The organism is Burkholderia sp. Ac-20384, from assembly GCF_017104605.1.
Classification (GTDB): domain Bacteria; phylum Pseudomonadota; class Gammaproteobacteria; order Burkholderiales; family Burkholderiaceae; genus Burkholderia; species Burkholderia lata.
Map to the genome: position 1 here is coordinate 1 of NZ_JAAGPE010000203.1, position 17309 is coordinate 17309.

Below are 17309 nucleotides of genomic sequence, written 5' to 3' on the forward strand. Positions count from 1 at the left end.
GCTGCGCCAGTGCGAGCGCGTCGTCGCGGGTGGCCGCCGCGTTCAGCGGATAGCCCCACACCTTCTCGAACGCACCCGAGAATGCATTGAGCGCCGCGCGCCGCGCTGCATCGGGCTCGATCGCGATCATCGCGGGGATCCATTCACGCGACTGCGCGCGGTTGGCCTTGCTCCATTTCGCGAGCTGCTTGCGCAACTCGTGATCGTCGCCGCCGCGATCGTCGCCGGACGGCGCGTCGTCGGTCAGAAGAACGAACGGTTCACGACGCGCCAGCAACGCGTCGAGTTCGGCGAGCAAGTGGGCAGGATCGGTGTGCGTCGAACCGGTGTAACGCAACCAGACAAACGGGAATTCGGTCGTGACGATTTGCATGTTGGCCTACAGATGAGAACGATTCTCATTTTATGGATCGAGGCCCACCGCGTCATTTATCGCCCCGGCCAACCGCTTGCTCAATCCGGCCAATCGCGCATGCGTGGTGCGGGCCGCGCCGCCCGCACCGGTCAGCGTTGCCGGTCGGTCAGGAATTGCGTCGGCGACTTGCCGGTCGCCTTGCGGAACATCGTCACGAAGCTGCTCGCGCTCTCGTAGCCGAGATCGATCGCGATCTGGTGCACGCGGCGGCCGGTCGTCAGCATCCGCAGCGACAGCGCGACGTGCAGCCGCCGGCGCCAGTCGCCGAGGCTCATCCCGAGCTCCTTCGTCGCGAGCCGCGTCAGGCTGCGCTCGCTGATGCCCACGCGCCGCGCGAGTTCGGGCAGCGGCGACTTGTCGGCCGGATCGTCGAGCAGATGGTCGATCAGCTTGCGCAGCCGGCGATCGGTCGGCATCGGCAGGTACAGATCCTCGACCGGTGCCGCGACGAGTTCGTCGAGCAGCGTCGCGATCAATCGCCCCTGCGGTCCGTCAACGTCGTACAGGTTCGGGAAGCTCGCCGCCTTCAGCAGCAGCTCGCGCAGCAGCGGCGACACCGACAGCGTGCAGCAGCGCGCGGGCAGGTCGAGCGCGGCGTCGGGTTCGACCAGCACCGCGTAGAACGTCGCGCCGGCCGAGCCGCGCGCCGCATGCGGGACGTCGCCCGGAATCCACACCATGCATTGCGGCGGCGCGCTCCACACGCCGCCGTCGATCTCGCAGTAGATGACGCCGCTCAACGTGTAGAGCAGTTGCGCCTGCGGATGGCTGTGCCGCTCCAGCCGCCATTCGGGCTCGACGACCGAGCCGCCGAACACGACGAGCGGGCGCGGCACGTGGAAGACTTCGTCATCCGCTGCGGGATCGGTGGTCGGTGGAAGCTTGCGCATGAAACGGTGGACGATGGAGGAAGCCGGACGCGCTGCCCGCGCGTCCTTTCGTGCTTATACCAGAAAGGTGCCGGTGCAGCCGTGCGGTTGCCCGGGCTACGTCTGCAGCCGTACGCCGAAGCGAATACAATGCCCCGATCCCCCCGTCGCTGCGCCCACCTGCCGGAGCCGCCATGTTCGACCTGACCACGCTGACCACCTTCACGGCCGTTGTCCTGGGCCTGTTCCTGATTCCCGGCCCCGCCGTGCTGCTCGTGCTGAGCCGCACCGTGCAGGGCGGCCGCAAGACCGGCATCCTGACCGGCCTCGGCGTCGCCAGCGGCGATTTCGTGCATACGCTGTTCGCGGCCGTCGGCCTGTCGGCACTGCTGATGACGTCGGCGCTCGCGTTCAATGTCGTGAAGGTGGTCGGCGCCGCGTACCTGATCTATCTCGGCGTGCGCGCGCTGATCGAGAAACCGTCCGATCCGTCGCTGCCGAGCGTGTCGCCCGTCACGCCGCTCAAGGCGTACCTGCAGGCGATTCCCGCCGAAGTGCTGAATCCGAAGACCGCGCTGTTCTTCCTCGCGTTCATGCCGCAGTTCGTGCATCCGGAACGCGGCTCGACGTTCGTGCAGTTCGCGGTGCTCGGGCTGATCTTCGTCGTGCTCAGCTCGCTCTACACGACGCTGATCGCGTGCTCGATCCGCCCGCTCGGCCGCCTCGTGAAGCGGCTCACGTGGCTCACGCGCTGGCAGGGCAAGATCATCGGCTCGATCTTCATCGCACTTGGGCTGCGCGTGGCCGTGCAGCAGCGCTAGGCGCACCGGCGGGCCACGCGGCCCGGCGAGCGCCGGCAAACCGAACAACGACACGACAACAACCGGCAGCGACGCTCCGATACATGGCCGACTCCCCTCGCGCGCCGCGCAAACGCACTGTCCGGCGCATCGTCTGGCCGCTCGCCATCGTCGCGGTATTCGCCGCGGCGACAGGCTGGCTGCTGACGCCCCGCGATCCGCGGCCGCCCGAGGTGCTGGCGCCGCCCGGCACGTCGCACGTGACCATCGCGCTCAGCGATCTCTACATGCCGTTCCTCACGCCGGAAGAAAACGCCGACCTGCGCAACCGGCTGCCCGACAGCGTCGACATCGTCGCGCACTACACGCATACGACCACGTCCTACAGCCTGCTGTCGTGCAGTGCAGGCCTCGGCTGCCTACCCGGTGCGCAATGGGACCAGCATATCGACGACGCGATGCGTACCCTTCCCGCCCACGTCACGCCGCGCGGTGGCCCCGACACGCAACGCACGATCAGCTTCGACCTGCCGCACCGGCTCGATGGCGGCTATTCGGTCGTCTCGTTTCACTTGTCGCTATCGGCGGACGCGCTGACACGCCAGCCGGGCTACCACGCGCTGCTCGCGCGCACCCGCCAGCCCGACACCGGGGCGTCCCGCGACGTCGAGCCGCACCTCAACTACGCAGTCCGCTTCGATGACCAGGTGGCCGCCCGCGAGCCGCGAGTCGTGCAGGACTGCCTGGAGACGATCCTGCCGAGCGGCATGCCCTCGATCGGCATCCCGATCGTCGTCACGATAACGACGGGATCGCCGCACGTATCGCTGACCGGCAGCGCGCGCTGCGCGCTGTCGGACGGTGCAGCCGACGCCCTTCGTGCAGTCAATGTGATCCCTGGCGTCAGCGTGCCGGCCACACCAGGCCGTTTGCCGCCCGGTCGGATCGCCGGCGCGCAGGTCGGGCTCGACCTCGATCATCAGGACGGCGCCACGCGGCTGTCCGGCCCGATCGTGCCGACTGCCGCGATGACGCGCTGGTATCAGCGCAATGAAGAGGGTCCCGATGCGTACCTGATCGAATTCGGCCCGTACCGCCAGCTCGAGGTCCGCATGCGCTTCGACAACGCACAGCCGGTCAAGGGCATGCTGCCGATCCGCACCGAACGCTGGACGTTTTTCGACGACGCGCTCGTCGGCTACACGGCCGACATCGACTACGTCATGAACACCGAAAACGGCATCGTCATATTCAATACGCACTGGGACCAGTATTTCCACGACGGCAAGACCGTTTTCACGCAGACGACGAGCCGACCATGCGACGACGCCGTAATCTGCGGTGACGACATCGCCCGCAATCCGGAAGCGCAGGCCGCGAGCACCGACGTGCGGGCGGCCGGGCGCGATGCGCTCGCCGAGATCAGGAGCTGGATGGCAAGGCCCTACGACGCGCTGCAAGCCGAAGCGCGTTCATACCTGAAATTCCGCACGGCGCTGAAGCCCGTCGCCGACCGCTGACGCCCCCCATGCCCGCAGACGCAGACATCCTCTACACCGACCCGCGCCTCGTCGCGATCTACGACCTGTTCAACGCGGGCGACCAGGATTTTGCGTTCTACGCTTCCGTGATCGGCGCCGCGCAGCAGCGCATCCTCGATCTCGGCTGCGGCACCGGCACGTTCGCGCGCAGGCTCGCGTTGGCCGGGCACGATGTCGTCGCGATCGATCCCGCGCCGGCGATGATCGAATACGCCCGACGCCAGCCGGGCGCCGACGCCGTGCGCTGGCTCGCGTGCGGGCTCGACAGCCTGCCGCCTGGCGCACCACCGTTCGATGCAGTCGTGATGACCGGGCATGCGTTCCAGTGCCTGCTGACCGACACCGACATCGACGCGACCCTGCGCGGCGTGCGGCGCGTACTCGCCGACGGCGGCCGCTTCCTGTTCGACACCCGCAATCCGCGCGTCGCGCCGTGGCGTGCATGGACGCCGGAGCACTCGGCACGCAGCGCCGAGTCGCGCGAAGCGGGCATCGTCGATCTTCATCATGCGGTGCGCTCGGTAGACGGCGCGATCGTGACGTTCGACACGCACTACCGCTTCCGCCGCGACGACACGGTGCTGACGAACACGAGCCGGCTGCGTTTCATCGCACAACCCGAGCTGCAGGCGCGCGTGATCGCAACCGGATTCTCGTCGGCCGACTGGTACGGCGACTGGCAGCACACGCCGTTCGACGACGCGACCAGCGCGGAGATCATCGCGATCTGCCGCGCATAACCACGCATTCGTCGAACGCGTCAGCCCGCCACGGGCAGCGTGTCCACCGCATACGCATGCCGCAGCGTGCGGCCCAGCACCGGATCTTCCAGCTCGACCTCGAACCGCTCGGCCGGCCGGATACCGCCGATCGCCGCAAGCGTGCCGCACAGCATCGCGGTGCCGTCGACGAAGCGGCCGTCATGGCGCGCGAACTGCGCGAGCAAGTCGTCCGGCGCACGCATCGCGGTCACCTTGCCTTCCTGGTACAGCACGCGCTCGCCGTCGATCGTCGCGTACGCGCGCAGCACGAGCTGATCCCAGTGCCCGGCCACGTCGTCGAACTTCCACAGCGTATTCGCGCACGGCTTGCCGCACATCTGCTTCGACACGGTGATCCCGTAGGTCTCGACTTCACGGTCGGTGTGGTCGGACGCGATGCCGACGAAGGTCTCGCCGCCGTCGCGCACCAGCACGAATTCCGCTTCGCCGCTGCTCTGCCCGCCCGATACCTGGATCGCGGGCGACGGATCGAGGCGATCGGCCGCGACGCGATAGAACACGGGCGTCGTCGCCGGGCGCTTGACGCCCAGTTCCTCCAGCTCGCGGATGTGCTTCTCCATGGCGACCGTATCGCGGCCGGTCCAGCCCGCGATCACGAGCGTGTCGATCGCGATCGCGCGCTCGGTGCGGCCGTCGCGACCGTCGATCGCGAACGTGATGGTTTTCATCGAATGCTCCTCGTGGCGGGGAGCGCACGCGCTGCGTGCAGCCGCCCGCCGTGTGTCGTGTGTCGTGTGTCGTTGATCGGCCGCGCTTACGCCGGGTCGTAGTAGTGGATTTCCAGCAGCACGCAGCCGCCGTTCGACTTGAACGGGCCGTGCCATGCGCCAGGCGGACGCACCGCGTATGTGTAGCCCTTGAACGGCGTGCCGCCGTTGCCGTGCTCGTCGTTGCCGACGGTCAGGTCGCCCTCGACGAGAAACACCTCTTCCCAGTAGTCGTGCACGAACGGCTTCTTCGTGTGCAGCCCGGCAGGCAGGCGCAGCAGGCGCGTGCGGCTGCCGCGCTTGCGCTCGGTGTCGAGCGCGCCGGACAGGATCAGTTCCTGCGCGCCGGACGCCGGGTCATAGCCTTCCGGCAGCCGCCAGTCGCGCTGCATGTCCAGCGTATGGAATTCGTCGTGAAGCTTGTTGATGGCCATCTGTCTCTCCTGTGGCGATAGCGGGTGAGTCGGACGCACGGCGACGCATCAGGCGGCGCGCGGCGTCGACAGTTCCTGGTTCAGCGAATAACTGCCGAGCATCGAATCGACGAGATGCGACGCGCGCTGCCAGTCGTACGTGCGATACGCGTGCCCCTTCGTGACGAACGACGCGCCGGCATAGAACAGCTCGTACTGGTTGTGGCGCGACGCGAATTCGGAGCCGACCGCATCCCACGCGAGCTTGAAGAACTTCACGCGCTCCTCGGACGAACACACGGGCGACTTCTGCGTCTTCTCGATGATGCGCAGCAGGTCGGGGTTCTCGAAGTCGCGCACGCTGGACGGCAACATGATCATTCCGCCGCCGGCGAGCTCGCGCAGCGTGTTGAGCACCTTCGAATAGAGCTGCTGCGTGACGACCTGCGAGCCGTACAGCATGTTGCGGTCGGGCACGTAGAAGCCGTTGACGACGGTGCCCTTCGCTTCCATCCCGTAGACCCACGCCTCGACCATCGACGCTTCGGCCGCCAGCTGGCCCAGCGTTTCGCGCACCTGCGGGAACGTATTCGTGCCGTTGACCTCGGAGATCTTCAACCCGAGCCCGACGAGGAAGCGCAGCTTCGTCATCAGCCGCACCTGGCATTGGTAGTTCTGGTACACGTGCGCGGGCGTCGCGTGGAACTGCTTCGCGCACATCGCCGTGTTGCCGGCGACGAAGATCCGTTCCCACGGCACCTTAACGTCGTCGAAATACAGCACCGCGTCGTTCTCGTCGAAGCGGCTCGACAGCGGGTTGTCGAACACCGACGTCGCGTTCTCCTCGTACGACTTGCGCGACAGGATCTTCATGCCCTTCGCGTTCATCGGCACCGCGAACGACAGCGCGTACATCTCGTCGCCTTCGCGCAGCGGCTGGATACAGCTGCAGAACACCTCGTTAGCCATGATCCCGCTCGTCGCGAGCATCTTCGCGCCGCGCACCGTGATGCCTTCGGCATCCTGATCGACGATGCCGACGGCAAGGTACTTGTCCTCCTGCTCGTGTGCGGACTTCGACTGGTTCGCCTGCGGATTCACGATCACGTAGGTCAGGAACAGGTCGTTGTCGCGTGCATAGCGGTAGTAGTCGCGCAGCGCGCCCGCCCGCGCCGGATCGTATTGCTCGAACACGTCGGCGCCCATATACATCCCGGAAAGACAGGATGCGACGTGATCCGGCGAGCGGCCCATGAAGCCGTAATGCAGCTCCGACCACGCTTCCATCGCGGCGCGACGTTCGACGAGCTCGTCGTAGGACGTCGGCAGTTGCCAGATCCGGCTGACGCGGTTGCCCGAGTCGGGCGATACGAACGTCATCTTCTCGACGTTCTCGTCGCGCGCCTGGTAGTCGTACAGGCTCGCGTAGCTGCGGATCGAATTGCGGAATGCCGCGTGCGCGGTCACGTCGCCGACCGGCTGGCCGTTCAGGTAGACCTGCCGTCCGTCGCGCAGCGACGCGATGTGCTGAGTCCCGTTCTTGATCATGGTGTCCTCCAGGGTGGAATGAAACGTGGGTTGCCTTCAGGCAGACGGTGCGTGCATGCCGTCGAGCGTGCGGTAGCGGCCGCCGAAGAAGATCAGCGGGCGCCCTTCCGAACGCGCGCAATGCCGCGTCACGCGGCCGACGAAGATCACGTGATCGCCGCCGTCGTACTGCGCATAGGGTTCGCATTCGAATGTCGCGAGCGCGTCGGGCAGCAGCACCGCGCCATCGTCATCGGCTGCGTCGGCACGCCAGCCCCACTTGTCGCCGCTCGCTTTCGCAAAGCAGTTCGACAGGTGCTGCTGCGACTCGTCGAGCACGTTGACCGCATAGCCGCCCGCGCCGGCCAGGTCGCCGAGGCTCAGACTGCGACGGTCGACCGAGAACAGGATCAGCGGCGGGTCCAGCGACACCGAATTGAACGACGCGACCGTGATGCCGATCGGCATCCCCTCTTTGCGCGGGGCAGTAATCACCGCGACGCCCGTCGCGAACATCGACAGCGCGGTGCGAAAGCGCCGCTGCTCGTCGGCGCCCGCGCCGGTTCCCGCATGGTTCTCGCTCATCTCGTCCTCCTTGGGTTGCATCGCCGGATTCCGCAGTGGAATCCGGCCCAACAAAGCACCGTAATTTAGCTTTGTTATTTAGCTTTTATTAAATGTAAACACAAAGGCGGGTTCAAGCTGTCGTAAACCCTGATCTTGAAAGCTTTGTTTAAAAGACAACCCTACTGGCGAGATGGATGTTGCGCGACGTCCGGGAATGTCCACGTACACTGCGGCTACCCAATTCCGCGGTGCTTTCGGGCACGACGGGAGACACCGCTTTCCGGAGCCGCATCGATGCAACCCCGTCCGATCTACATGGACTACAGCGCGACGACGCCCGTCGATCCGCGCGTGGTCGACAAAATGGTGCCGTTCCTGCACGAGCAATTCGGCAACCCGGCTTCACGCAGCCACAGCTACGGCTGGGACGCCGAGCAAGCCGTCGAGGAAGCGCGCGCGCATGTCGCCGCACTGCTCGGCGCCGATCCACGCGAAATCGTGTGGACCTCCGGCGCGACCGAAGGCAACAACCTCGCGATCAAGGGTGCCGCGCACTTCTACCAGGGCAAGGGCAAGCACCTCGTCACCGTGAAGACCGAGCACAAGGCCGTGCTCGATACCTGCCGCGAACTCGAACGCCAGGGCTTCGACGTCACGTACCTCGACGTGCGGGAAGACGGGCTGCTCGATGTCGATACCGTGCGGCAGGCGCTGCGCGCCGACACGATCCTGGTGTCGGTGATGCTCGCGAACAATGAAACGGGCGTGATCCAGCCGGTGACCGAGATCGGCGCGCTGTGCCGCGCGCGCGGCATCGTGTTCCATTGCGACGCCGTGCAGGCGGCCGGCAAGATTCCGGTCGACGTGAATGCACTGAACGTCGACCTGCTGACGGTGACCGCACACAAGGTCTACGGCCCGAAGGGGATCGGCGCGCTGTACGTGCGCCGCAAGCCGCGCGTGCGGATCGAAGCGCAGATGCACGGCGGCGGCCACGAGCGCGGGATGCGCTCGGGCACGCTGCCGACGCACCAGATCGTCGGGATGGGCGAGGCGTTCCGGCTCGCGAAGGAAGAGATGGTGGAAGAAAGCCGCCGCGTCGGCGCATTGCGCGACCGGTTGCTGGCCGGCCTGTCGACGCTCGACGAGGTTTACGTGAACGGCGATCTCGCCCGCCGGATTCCGCACAACCTGAACGTCAGCTTCAATTTCGTCGAAGGCGAATCGCTGATCATGGGCATCAAGGGTGTCGCGGTGTCGTCAGGCTCCGCGTGCACGTCGGCATCGCTGGAGCCGTCGTACGTGCTGCGCGCGCTGGGCCGCAGCGACGAGCTCGCGCACAGCTCGATCCGCTTCACGCTCGGCCGCTTCACGACCGAGGCCGAAGTAGACAGCGTGATCGCGCAGGTGCGCGACACGGTCGGCAAGCTGCGTGAGCTGAGCCCGCTGTGGGACATGCATCTCGAAGGAGTCGACCTGAATACGATCGAGTGGGCCGCGCACTGAGCACGGCCGAAGCGTCAGGCCGGCCAGCGATCGCGAGCGGGCCTGCGGCTCGCGCGTCAGCCTTTTTCCTGGCGCGCGATCAGGTGGGCGAGATCGAGCGTCGCGCGATCGCCATTGGTGACGAGGCGGTCGATCACCGAGCAGAGTGCCTTGAATTCGGTCTTCGTCACACCCTCGAACAACACGTTGTTGATGCGCTGCTGCGTCTCGGTGAGCGCCTTCAGCAGCTTCGAGCCGGCCGGCGTGACCGTGAGCCGCATCTTGCGCTTGTCGTCGGGATCCGAGCGTTTGTCGATCAGGCCGAGCTTCTTCAGCTTGCCGGTCTCGATCGTGACGAATGCGCCGCTCAGGTGCAGGTGATCGGCGAGACGGTTGACGGTCACGACGTCGTCCTGCGACAGATGCGCGACCGAAATGAGCAGCGAATACTGGATGCCGGTAAGGCCGATCAGCGAGCCGAAGCCGTCACGCACCGACAGCAGCCGGGCCGCGAACGGCAGCAGCCCGTTGATCAGGTGGCGAAACTCCGTGTCCGTGCCGTCGATCAGGCAGGCCGGGTTGGTAATGGTCAGAACGGACTCCTCTTGCTGCTTGGCCATGACTTCGACGCTCCGTACGGTCATGCGAATTTAGCTTTGAAACGAAATTATACGGCAAAGGCACATGCGCTCCGGGCCAGGCCCGGCCGGTGCATGTGGCCCGATTTCCCGATACAGGAGGCTCGTCCATGCCCTTTCCGCTTCATCCCGCGTCGGTTCGCGCGCTGCTCGAATGCTATCTGCGCGCGAAGGACCTGAACCGGCCCGCGCTGATCGCCGACTGCTTCGCGGCCGATGCCGAATTGAGCTTTTCGCTCGCGAGCGACGACATCGATTTTCCGCCGCACGTCACGGGCGCGGCTGCGATTGCGCGCACGCTGGTCGAGGAATTCGGCGAGCGGTTCGAGCGATGCCGGACTTATTACGTTTGCACGGAACCCGAAGTCGACGCGCACGGCGTCAGCGGGATGTCGTGGCTCGTTGTGATGCGACAGAAGGACAACGGCGCATTGCGGATCGGGCATGGCACGTACCGCTGGCGGTTCGCGGGCAACGGCGAACGCGAAGACGCCGCGCGGATTGCCGCGCTGCATATTCATATCGAGCGGATGGATACGATCGACGATCCGGAGTCGGTGAAACTCGATGCGCTGCACGCGGCGTTCGGGTATCCGTGGCTGCCGGCGCACGCATTCGCGCGCGGGCTCGCGGATGTCGCTGCAGCGCAGCCGGATTGGGCATTTCTGGCGCCGTTCCGGCAGGCAGCAGCGGCCGGTTGAAGCACGGCCGGGCACGCAAACGCATCACGGCGCGGGTGCTAACCCTCGCGCCGGGCAAGGAGCTGCGCGGCCGTCATCACGCGAGGATCGTCGCTCGTCAAATCCTCGCCGTAATAGGCAATCGTCGCACGATCGTCGAGCACTAGCGGAATCGCGACCCGCCCGCACAACGTTCGCTCGACTGCTTCGCCGAACGTGAATCCGCACAGATACACGCCGTCGACCACGCAGTTCGTCGCAAACACACGTCCTACCGCATCGACATAAAACTCGACGTACCCGAGATCGTCCTCGGCAACGCCGACCATCGTCGTCCCGAGCGCCTGTTCCCACGCGGCAATCTGGCGATCCTGGTGTGCCAGCGCATGAAATGCGATCCCCATCCGCGCGCAGGTTTCCCCGCGGCGATCAGCGCGATCCGTTCCCACGATCAACCCGTCGAACGCGCGCAGAATCGTATCGCCCGGACGTTCGCCATCGTGCGACGACACCCGGCCATCTGCATCGCCGCGCCAACCGGCTGAGACAAACAGCGGCCTGACAGTCGAAGGAATATCGATCAAGACAACGCTCCTGAAGTTTTCACACACGATACGGCACGCATCAACGCCCGCCGCCGTTAAGGCATCACACCCACCGGCCCGTCACCGCACCCCGTCGAGCACCTGCCGCACGCCCTCCCAATCCAGCCCGAACCGCGCCAGATACTTGCGCAACCGGTCCGCATCGTTCGGCTGCTTCTTGCTCTGTCGTGATACCGCGAACAGCGTGCGCCCGGCTTCGGACAGGCTTGCCGACACGCGGCACACGTCGAGCACACGTTCAAGCTGCGCACGGTCGAACAGGTCGAGTTCCGCCGCACGCGCGCCGAACACCGCGTCGACATACCCATCGGACGCACCCGCGCCGCCCGGCGACGACCACGTGCGCGTCAGCCGCTCGACTTCCTGTTCGGCAAGCGCCTCGGTAATCCGCCCCGCATCGGCCAGCGTCGCCATCCGCGTGACCGACGCGGACAGTTCCCGGAAGTTGCCTGCCCATGCCGCGCGCGGCGATGCGGCGAACGCGAGATAGCGCCGCTTCGCCTCGACGTTGAACCGCACCTGCTCGCCCTGCTCGCGGCCGAAACGATCGAGTTCGAATTCGAGGTTCGGCTCGATGTCCTCGCGCCGCTCGGCGAGCCCCGGCAGTTCGTACGTCCACAGGTTGATCCGCGCGTAAAGATCCTCGCGGAACGTGCCGGCCGCCACCATCTGCCGCAGGTCGCGATGCGTGCCCGCGATCAGCTCGAAATCGCTGGTCGCCTCGACGTCCGCGCCGACCGGCAGGAAACGCTTCTCCTCGATCGCCTTCAGCAGCATCGCCTGTTCGTCGAGCCCGAGTTCGCCGATCTCGTCGAGAAACAGCAGGCCGCCGTCCGCCGCGCGCAGCAACCCGGCACGCGCCGACTGCGCGCCCGTGAACGCGCCCTTCACGTGACCGAACAGCGTCGACATCGCCGCGTCGCCGCGCAGCGTCGCGCAGTTGATCTCGATGAACGGCCCCGCGAGCCGATGGCGGCCGCGCTTCAGCTCGTACACGCGCTTCGCGAGAAACGACTTGCCGGCGCCCGTCGGCCCGACCAGCAGCATCGGCGCGCGCGAACGCACGGCGACGCGCTCCAGTTGCTCGATCAGCGCGTTGAAGCGCGCGTTGCGTGTCGCGATGCCGGCCTTCAGGAACGACACGGTTTCGTCGCGCTCGCGCGTGAAGCGCTGCGCGATGCGGTTGTAGCGCGACAGGTCGAGATCGATCACCGACATCGTGCCGGGACCGCTCAGCCCTTCATCGGTCTTCTGCGGCGGCGCCGTCTGCGCGAGACGCGCAGGCAGGTAGCGCGCCTCCGCGAGCAGGAACCAGCAGATCTGCGCGACGTGCGTGCCTGTCGTGATGTGGATCAGGTAGTCCTCGCGGTCGAGATCGAACGGGTAGGCGCGCGCGAAATCGTGCAGCGTCGCGTAGACCTCCTCGAAATCCCACGGATCGCGAATCTCCATCGGGATGAGCCGCACGTCGGTGTGCGGCGACACGCGCTCCAGGTCCTGCTTCACGCGGTTCGCGAGACGTGCGTAGTTCGGCGAGTGCAGCAGTTCGAGCCGGTCGATCGGCGTGTCGCGCTGCTCGCACAGCGAAATCGTCGGCCGCCAGTTACGCCAGCGGCGCTGCGAGCCGCCGCCCTGGTCGAGCACGGTGCCGAGAAAACCGATGGCGACAGTCTTTCGCATGTTTATCTCATCGGATAAGAAGCGATCCGATTGTATCGGATTTTCTTGGCAACGAGATGCAGGAAGCATCGGCACCACACCACGCACCACAAATAAATCCTCTTTATTTTCAATGCCTTAAAAAATATCTGAAGCACAAACGAGCCCACTGGCACGCTCCTCGCTAAATAGAAAGCGCCGGAGGTCCCGCTGGCCCACGAGCCAGGGTTCACAAAGCCCTGCTGGTGCGCCGCCGCCGAACCTGGTTCGTCGCGGTCGCGCATGCCGCCATGGGCAGACGAAGGCAAACGGGCGCGTACTGGAACTTCGCCCGGGTTCGAGTCCCGGGGCGCCCTCCGTTCGGTAGCTCATTTGGGTAGAGCAGCCGGCGCAAGCCGGTGTGTAGCGGGTTCGAATCCCGCTCGAACACTGTCCGCAAGGACAGTCTCTTGATAGAAGCAGTACCCGCCGGTGCGGGCCGCAAGGCCCGCCGCGCGTCGGACCGGTTGCGGTTCCGCGCGATCGGCCGGACGGCCGCACGGCCCGCACGAAGGCGCACGACGACGCGATGCAGGATGCGTCGCCGCGCACTTCGACGTCGGGCCAGCGCGCCGCCCGCCCGGTTGCGTCGCCCCGCGATCCGCACGATGCGTGTCACCCGGCGGTCATTGAAGAAAAGGACAAGAATATGTGGATGCGACATGTAGTGAAAAAGAACGAACGCGCGCTGCTGATGAATGAGGGCGATTTCGTGAAGGTGCTGGAACCGGGTGTGTTCAAGGCCTTCGATCCGCTCAAGCGCCTGTCGGTGCAGACCGCGCGTCTCGACGCGCCGCTCGCTGACACGGCACTGGCCGATTACCTGCGTCACGACGCACCGGACGTGCTCGCGCAGCACTTCGTCGCAATGGATCTCGCCGACGATGAAGCGGGCCTGCGCTACGAAGACGACGTGCTCGTCGAGATCCTGGCGCCGGGTACGCGCCGGCTGTACTGGCGCGGCCTGACCGCGCACCGTCTCGAACGCGTCGATCTCGCGCAGGACAGCATGCTGCCGGCCGCGCTCGTGAAGCGCATCGCGCAGCCGGCGCTGCGAGCACGCGGTGTGGCAGGCCTGACGGGCGTACTGCTGGCGCAGGTGCCGGCGTACCACGTCGGCGTGCTGAAGATCGACGGCAAGATCGAGCGGTTGCTGGACGCGGGCGTCGCGGCGTTCTGGCGCTTCAACCGCGACGTCGCCGTCGAACTCGTCGACCTGCGCTTGCAGGCGATCGAAGTCGGCGGACAGGAAATCCTGACGCGCGACAAGGTCGCGCTGCGGCTGAACCTGTCGGCGACGTGGTGCTATGCGGACGTGCTGCATGCGTTCGGCCAGTTGCAGAAGCCGGTCGAGCACCTGTATCGCGAGCTGCAGTTCGCGCTGCGATCGGCGGTCGGCACGCGCTCGCTCGACGAACTGCTGGAAGACAAGCAGTCGATCGACGACGTCGTGATCACGCAGGTGCGCGCCCGCCTCGGCCATTCCGGCGTGGAGGTGCGCAGCGTCGGCGTGAAGGATATCGTGCTGCCGGGCGACATGAAGACGATCCTCGCGCAGGTGGTCGAAGCGGAGAAGTCCGCGCAGGCGAACGTGATTCGCCGCCGCGAGGAAACCGCGGCCACGCGTTCGCTGCTGAACACCGCGAAGGTGATGGAAGAAAACCCGACCGCGCTGCGGCTCAAGGAGCTGGAAACGCTCGAGCGCGTCGCGGAACGGATCGACCGCATCTCGGTGTTCGGCGGTCTCGACCAGGTGCTGAACGGACTCGTCAGCATCAAGGGCGCGCAATGAATGGACAGGCACGGCGCACGGGCGCCGTGCCTCATGAACAAGGTAGCAAGGTGATGAACATGAGTGAAATGGATTACCAGGTGATGGAACTGGCCAATGGCAAGCCGGTGAAGATGTGGACGCAAGGCGTCGCCGTCGAAGACGAAGCACGCGCGCAACTGCGCAACACCGCGCAGATGCCGTTCATCTTCAGCCACGTCGCGGTGATGCCGGACGTCCACCTCGGCAAGGGCTCGACGATCGGCAGCGTGATCCCGACGAAGGGCGCGATCATTCCGGCCGCGGTCGGCGTCGACATCGGCTGCGGGATGATGGCCGCGCGCACGACGCTGACGGCGTCCGACCTGCCGGATTCGCTCGCGGGCCTGCGCAGTGCGATCGAACGCGCGGTGCCGCACGGCCGCGCGCCGGGCCGCCGCGATCCGGGCGCGTGGGGCGACCGCACGCCGGCCGCCGTGACCGAATCGTGGAAATCGCTGCAACCGGGCTTCCAGCGGATCGTCGACAAGTATCCGAAGCTGGAGAAGACGAACCACTACGCGCATCTCGGCACGCTCGGCACCGGCAATCACTTCATCGAAGTGTGCGTCGACGAAGCGGACCACGTGTGGTTCATGCTGCACAGCGGCTCGCGCGGCGTCGGCAATGCGATCGGCAGCCTGTTCATCGAACTCGCGCAGGCCGACATGCGGCAGCACATCGCGAACCTGCCGGATCGCAACCTCGCGTATTTCACCGAGGGCAGCCGGCACTTCGACGACTACGTCGAAGCGGTCGGCTGGGCGCAGGACTACGCGCGCCGCAACCGTCAGGCCATGATGGACGCGGTGATCGGTGCAGCACGCGGCGTGATCGCGAAGCCGTTCTCGGTCGACGAGCACGCGGTGAACTGCCACCACAACTACGTGCAGCGCGAACGCCACTTCGGCGAAGACGTGCTCGTGACGCGCAAGGGCGCGGTATCGGCACAGAAGGGGCAGCTCGGGATCATTCCGGGCTCGATGGGCGCGAAGAGCTTCATCGTGCGCGGGCTCGGCAACCCGGAAAGCTTCTGCTCGTGCAGCCACGGCGCGGGCCGGACGATGAGCCGCACCGAAGCGAAGCGCCGCTTCACGGCCGACGACCAGGTGAAGGCAACCCAGGGCGTCGAATGCCGGAAGGACGCGGGCGTCGTCGACGAAATCCCGATGGCCTACAAGGACATCGACGCGGTGATGGCGGCCCAGCGCAGCCTCGTCGAAGTGGTGCATACGCTGCGCCAGGTGGTGTGCGTGAAAGGATAGCGCGGTGCGCGGCCGATGGCCGGCGGCCGCGCACAACGAAAAGGAAGCAACAACAATGAAAACGGAAGAATTGACAGCGGTGCGCAGCGCGCACCCGGTCGACCCGGCCGTGCGGGCACGCGTGATGGCGGAGCTCGCGGAAGTCGAGCGCCGCCACGGCGTGAGCGTGCTGTTCGCGTGCGAATCGGGCAGCCGCGGCTGGGGGTTCGCATCACCGGACAGCGACTACGACGTGCGCTTCGTGTATGCGCACCGGCGCGACTGGTACCTGAGCGTCGAACCGCAACGCGACGTGATCGAGCGGCCGCTCGACGACGAGCTCGACGTCAGCGGCTGGGAACTGCGCAAGGCGCTGCAACTGCTGCGCCGCTCGAACCCGACGCTGCTCGAATGGCTCGACTCGCCCGTCGTGTATCGCGAAGACGCACGCTGGGCGCCACGGCTCAGGTCGCTGGCGTCCGCGTTCTTCTCGCCGGTGCGCGGGCGTCATCACTACCTCGCGATGGCGAAGAAGAACTTCCGCGGCTATCTGCAAGGCGACACGGTGCGTTACAAGAAGTACCTGTACGTGCTGCGGCCGCTGCTCGCGGTGCGCTGGATCGACATGGGGCTCGGGATGCCGCCGATGCGCTTCGTGGATCTCGTCGACGGCACCGTGCACGAGCCGGCGGTGCGCGCGGAACTCGACGCATTGCTCGCGCTGAAGATGAGCGCGAACGAAAGCGAATACGGGCCGCGCAGGCCGGCCGTGCACGCGCTCGTCGAGACGATGCTCGCCGATGCCGAACACGATCGCGAATACAAGCGGCCGTGGGGCGACGGGGCGATGCTCGACGCGTTCCTGCGCGACGTGGTCGACGGTCGATGAAAAGCGAACGGCGCGATGCCTTTGGACATCGCGCCGTTTTCGCATCCGCACTCGTCCGATCAATCCGGGCCAGCAATGGACGTGCCCGCACACTACGCGTCGCCGTCACGATCTCGGCCCATTGCGGCGGTATACTCGATGCCGTTCGGTAAAGCGCGCCGCCGCATGCGCCGCAGCCTTCGACCTGCCCCGCTTGCTGACGATGCGCTTGCAGTCCGACGCTTCCGCCCGCCCATCCACAGTCGATACGAACCGTCATGTCGCACCGCCTTTCGCTCGCCATCGCCGCCCTCCTCGCCGTTTCCCCGATCGTTGCCCAGGCTCGCCCGTTCGCGCGGCCGCCGGTCGAGCGCGATTTCAAGAACTGGTCGGTTGTCTGCGACAACGGCAACCGCTGCATTGCCGAAAGCCACGCCGACGATATCGACGACGCACGCACCAGCCTCATCCTGCGCGTGACGCGCGATGCCGGCCCGGACGCGCAAGCCTCGCTCGACCTCTACGCGTCAGCGCCGCTGGACCTGCGCACCGCACGCGTGGATGGTCGCCCGTTCGATGCAATGGCGGCCCAATGGCATGCGTTCGGCGGCAAACCGGACGACGACGAAGCGCACCCGTTCCGGATCCGGAACGGGTGCG

The 17309-nt window shown here is 66.3% G+C and carries 18 protein-coding genes and 1 tRNA gene; 10 read left to right on the top strand and 9 right to left on the bottom strand.

From position 1 onward, the window contains the following. On the bottom strand, nt 1-373 hold a 373-nt coding region (locus tag G3O00_RS28895), incomplete at its 3' end, for an ATP--cob(I)alamin adenosyltransferase (protein WP_206145069.1). A gap of 131 nt (nt 374-504) precedes the next feature. After that, nucleotides 505-1305: a helix-turn-helix transcriptional regulator gene (locus tag G3O00_RS28900; protein ID WP_206145070.1), complete on the bottom strand. Its 801-nt coding sequence runs from the start codon at nt 1303-1305 to the stop codon at nt 505-507. A 173-nt stretch (nt 1306-1478) separates the two neighbouring features. On the opposite strand from G3O00_RS28900, the gene G3O00_RS28905 reads away from it, so the two are divergent. The 3 genes from G3O00_RS28905 to G3O00_RS28915 all read left to right on the top strand — a co-directional run bounded on the left by G3O00_RS28905 (nt 1479) and on the right by G3O00_RS28915 (nt 4365). Then, the gene (locus G3O00_RS28905) at nt 1479-2105 is read left to right on the top strand and encodes a LysE family translocator (protein ID WP_011355998.1); all 627 of its coding nucleotides are present in this window, start codon (nt 1479-1481) and stop codon (nt 2103-2105) included. Nucleotides 2106-2188: 83 nt separating this feature from the next. Beyond that, nucleotides 2189-3604, top strand: coding sequence for a hypothetical protein (locus G3O00_RS28910; protein WP_206145071.1), 1416 nt, complete (start codon nt 2189-2191; stop codon nt 3602-3604). Between the two features lie 8 nt (nt 3605-3612). After that, on the top strand, nt 3613-4365 hold the full coding sequence (locus G3O00_RS28915) for a class I SAM-dependent methyltransferase (protein ID WP_206145072.1): 753 nt from the start codon (nt 3613-3615) through the stop codon (nt 4363-4365). A 20-nt stretch (nt 4366-4385) separates the two neighbouring features. Here the strand turns inward: G3O00_RS28915 and G3O00_RS28920 are convergent, their stop codons facing one another. The 4 genes from G3O00_RS28920 to G3O00_RS28935 all read right to left on the bottom strand — a co-directional run bounded on the left by G3O00_RS28920 (nt 4386) and on the right by G3O00_RS28935 (nt 7660). Continuing rightward, nucleotides 4386-5075: a DUF2848 domain-containing protein gene (locus G3O00_RS28920; protein ID WP_174916067.1), complete on the bottom strand. Its 690-nt coding sequence runs from the start codon at nt 5073-5075 to the stop codon at nt 4386-4388. Between the two features lie 86 nt (nt 5076-5161). Then, nucleotides 5162-5548 carry a hypothetical protein gene (locus G3O00_RS28925; RefSeq protein ID WP_011356002.1) on the bottom strand — a complete coding sequence of 129 codons (387 nt, stop codon included), beginning with the start codon at nt 5546-5548 and terminating at the stop codon, nt 5162-5164. A 48-nt stretch (nt 5549-5596) separates the two neighbouring features. Further along, on the bottom strand, nt 5597-7075 hold the full coding sequence (locus G3O00_RS28930) for a 4-hydroxyphenylacetate 3-hydroxylase N-terminal domain-containing protein (protein WP_174931790.1): 1479 nt from the start codon (nt 7073-7075) through the stop codon (nt 5597-5599). Nucleotides 7076-7111: 36 nt separating this feature from the next. Then, nucleotides 7112-7660 carry a flavin reductase family protein gene (locus G3O00_RS28935; protein WP_174931789.1) on the bottom strand — a complete coding sequence of 183 codons (549 nt, stop codon included), beginning with the start codon at nt 7658-7660 and terminating at the stop codon, nt 7112-7114. A 255-nt stretch (nt 7661-7915) separates the two neighbouring features. On the opposite strand from G3O00_RS28935, the gene G3O00_RS28940 reads away from it, so the two are divergent. Then, nucleotides 7916-9127 carry an IscS subfamily cysteine desulfurase gene (locus tag G3O00_RS28940; protein ID WP_206145073.1) on the top strand — a complete coding sequence of 404 codons (1212 nt, stop codon included), beginning with the start codon at nt 7916-7918 and terminating at the stop codon, nt 9125-9127. Nucleotides 9128-9183: 56 nt separating this feature from the next. Here G3O00_RS28940 and G3O00_RS28945 read toward each other — a convergent pair whose 3' ends face one another. After that, nucleotides 9184-9726, bottom strand: coding sequence for a MarR family winged helix-turn-helix transcriptional regulator (locus G3O00_RS28945; RefSeq protein WP_011356006.1), 543 nt, complete (start codon nt 9724-9726; stop codon nt 9184-9186). Between the two features lie 128 nt (nt 9727-9854). Between G3O00_RS28945 and G3O00_RS28950 the strand changes: the two genes are divergently transcribed. Beyond that, nucleotides 9855-10445 carry a nuclear transport factor 2 family protein gene (locus tag G3O00_RS28950; RefSeq protein ID WP_206145074.1) on the top strand — a complete coding sequence of 197 codons (591 nt, stop codon included), beginning with the start codon at nt 9855-9857 and terminating at the stop codon, nt 10443-10445. A gap of 38 nt (nt 10446-10483) precedes the next feature. On the opposite strand, the gene G3O00_RS44170 is transcribed toward G3O00_RS28950, so the two are convergent. Both G3O00_RS44170 and rtcR read right to left on the bottom strand, forming a co-directional pair. Then, on the bottom strand, nt 10484-11035 hold the full coding sequence (locus G3O00_RS44170; protein ID WP_346779007.1) for an SUKH-3 domain-containing protein: 552 nt from the start codon (nt 11033-11035) through the stop codon (nt 10484-10486). Nucleotides 11036-11089: 54 nt separating this feature from the next. Next, nucleotides 11090-12709: an RNA repair transcriptional activator RtcR gene (gene rtcR / locus G3O00_RS28960; protein ID WP_174931786.1), complete on the bottom strand. Its 1620-nt coding sequence runs from the start codon at nt 12707-12709 to the stop codon at nt 11090-11092. A 336-nt stretch (nt 12710-13045) separates the two neighbouring features. On the opposite strand from rtcR, the gene G3O00_RS28965 reads away from it, so the two are divergent. The 5 genes from G3O00_RS28965 to G3O00_RS28985 all read left to right on the top strand — a co-directional run. After that, nucleotides 13046-13118, top strand: a tRNA-Cys gene (locus tag G3O00_RS28965). Between the two features lie 258 nt (nt 13119-13376). Next, complete coding sequence (locus tag G3O00_RS28970) at nt 13377-14519, top strand: slipin family protein (protein ID WP_174931785.1); 1143 nt, start codon at nt 13377-13379, stop codon at nt 14517-14519. Nucleotides 14520-14578: 59 nt separating this feature from the next. Next, a complete protein-coding gene (locus G3O00_RS28975; RefSeq protein WP_277399332.1) occupies nt 14579-15802 on the top strand; it encodes an RtcB family protein in 1224 nt (407 codons plus the stop codon). A gap of 55 nt (nt 15803-15857) precedes the next feature. After that, entirely contained in the window at nt 15858-16670 is an 813-nt protein-coding gene (locus tag G3O00_RS28980) for a nucleotidyltransferase domain-containing protein (protein ID WP_206145076.1), read from the top strand. 257 nt (nt 16671-16927) lie between these two features. Then, nucleotides 16928-17309: DUF1176 domain-containing protein (locus G3O00_RS28985; protein ID WP_206145077.1), on the top strand; the 382-nt coding region annotated here is incomplete at its 3' end.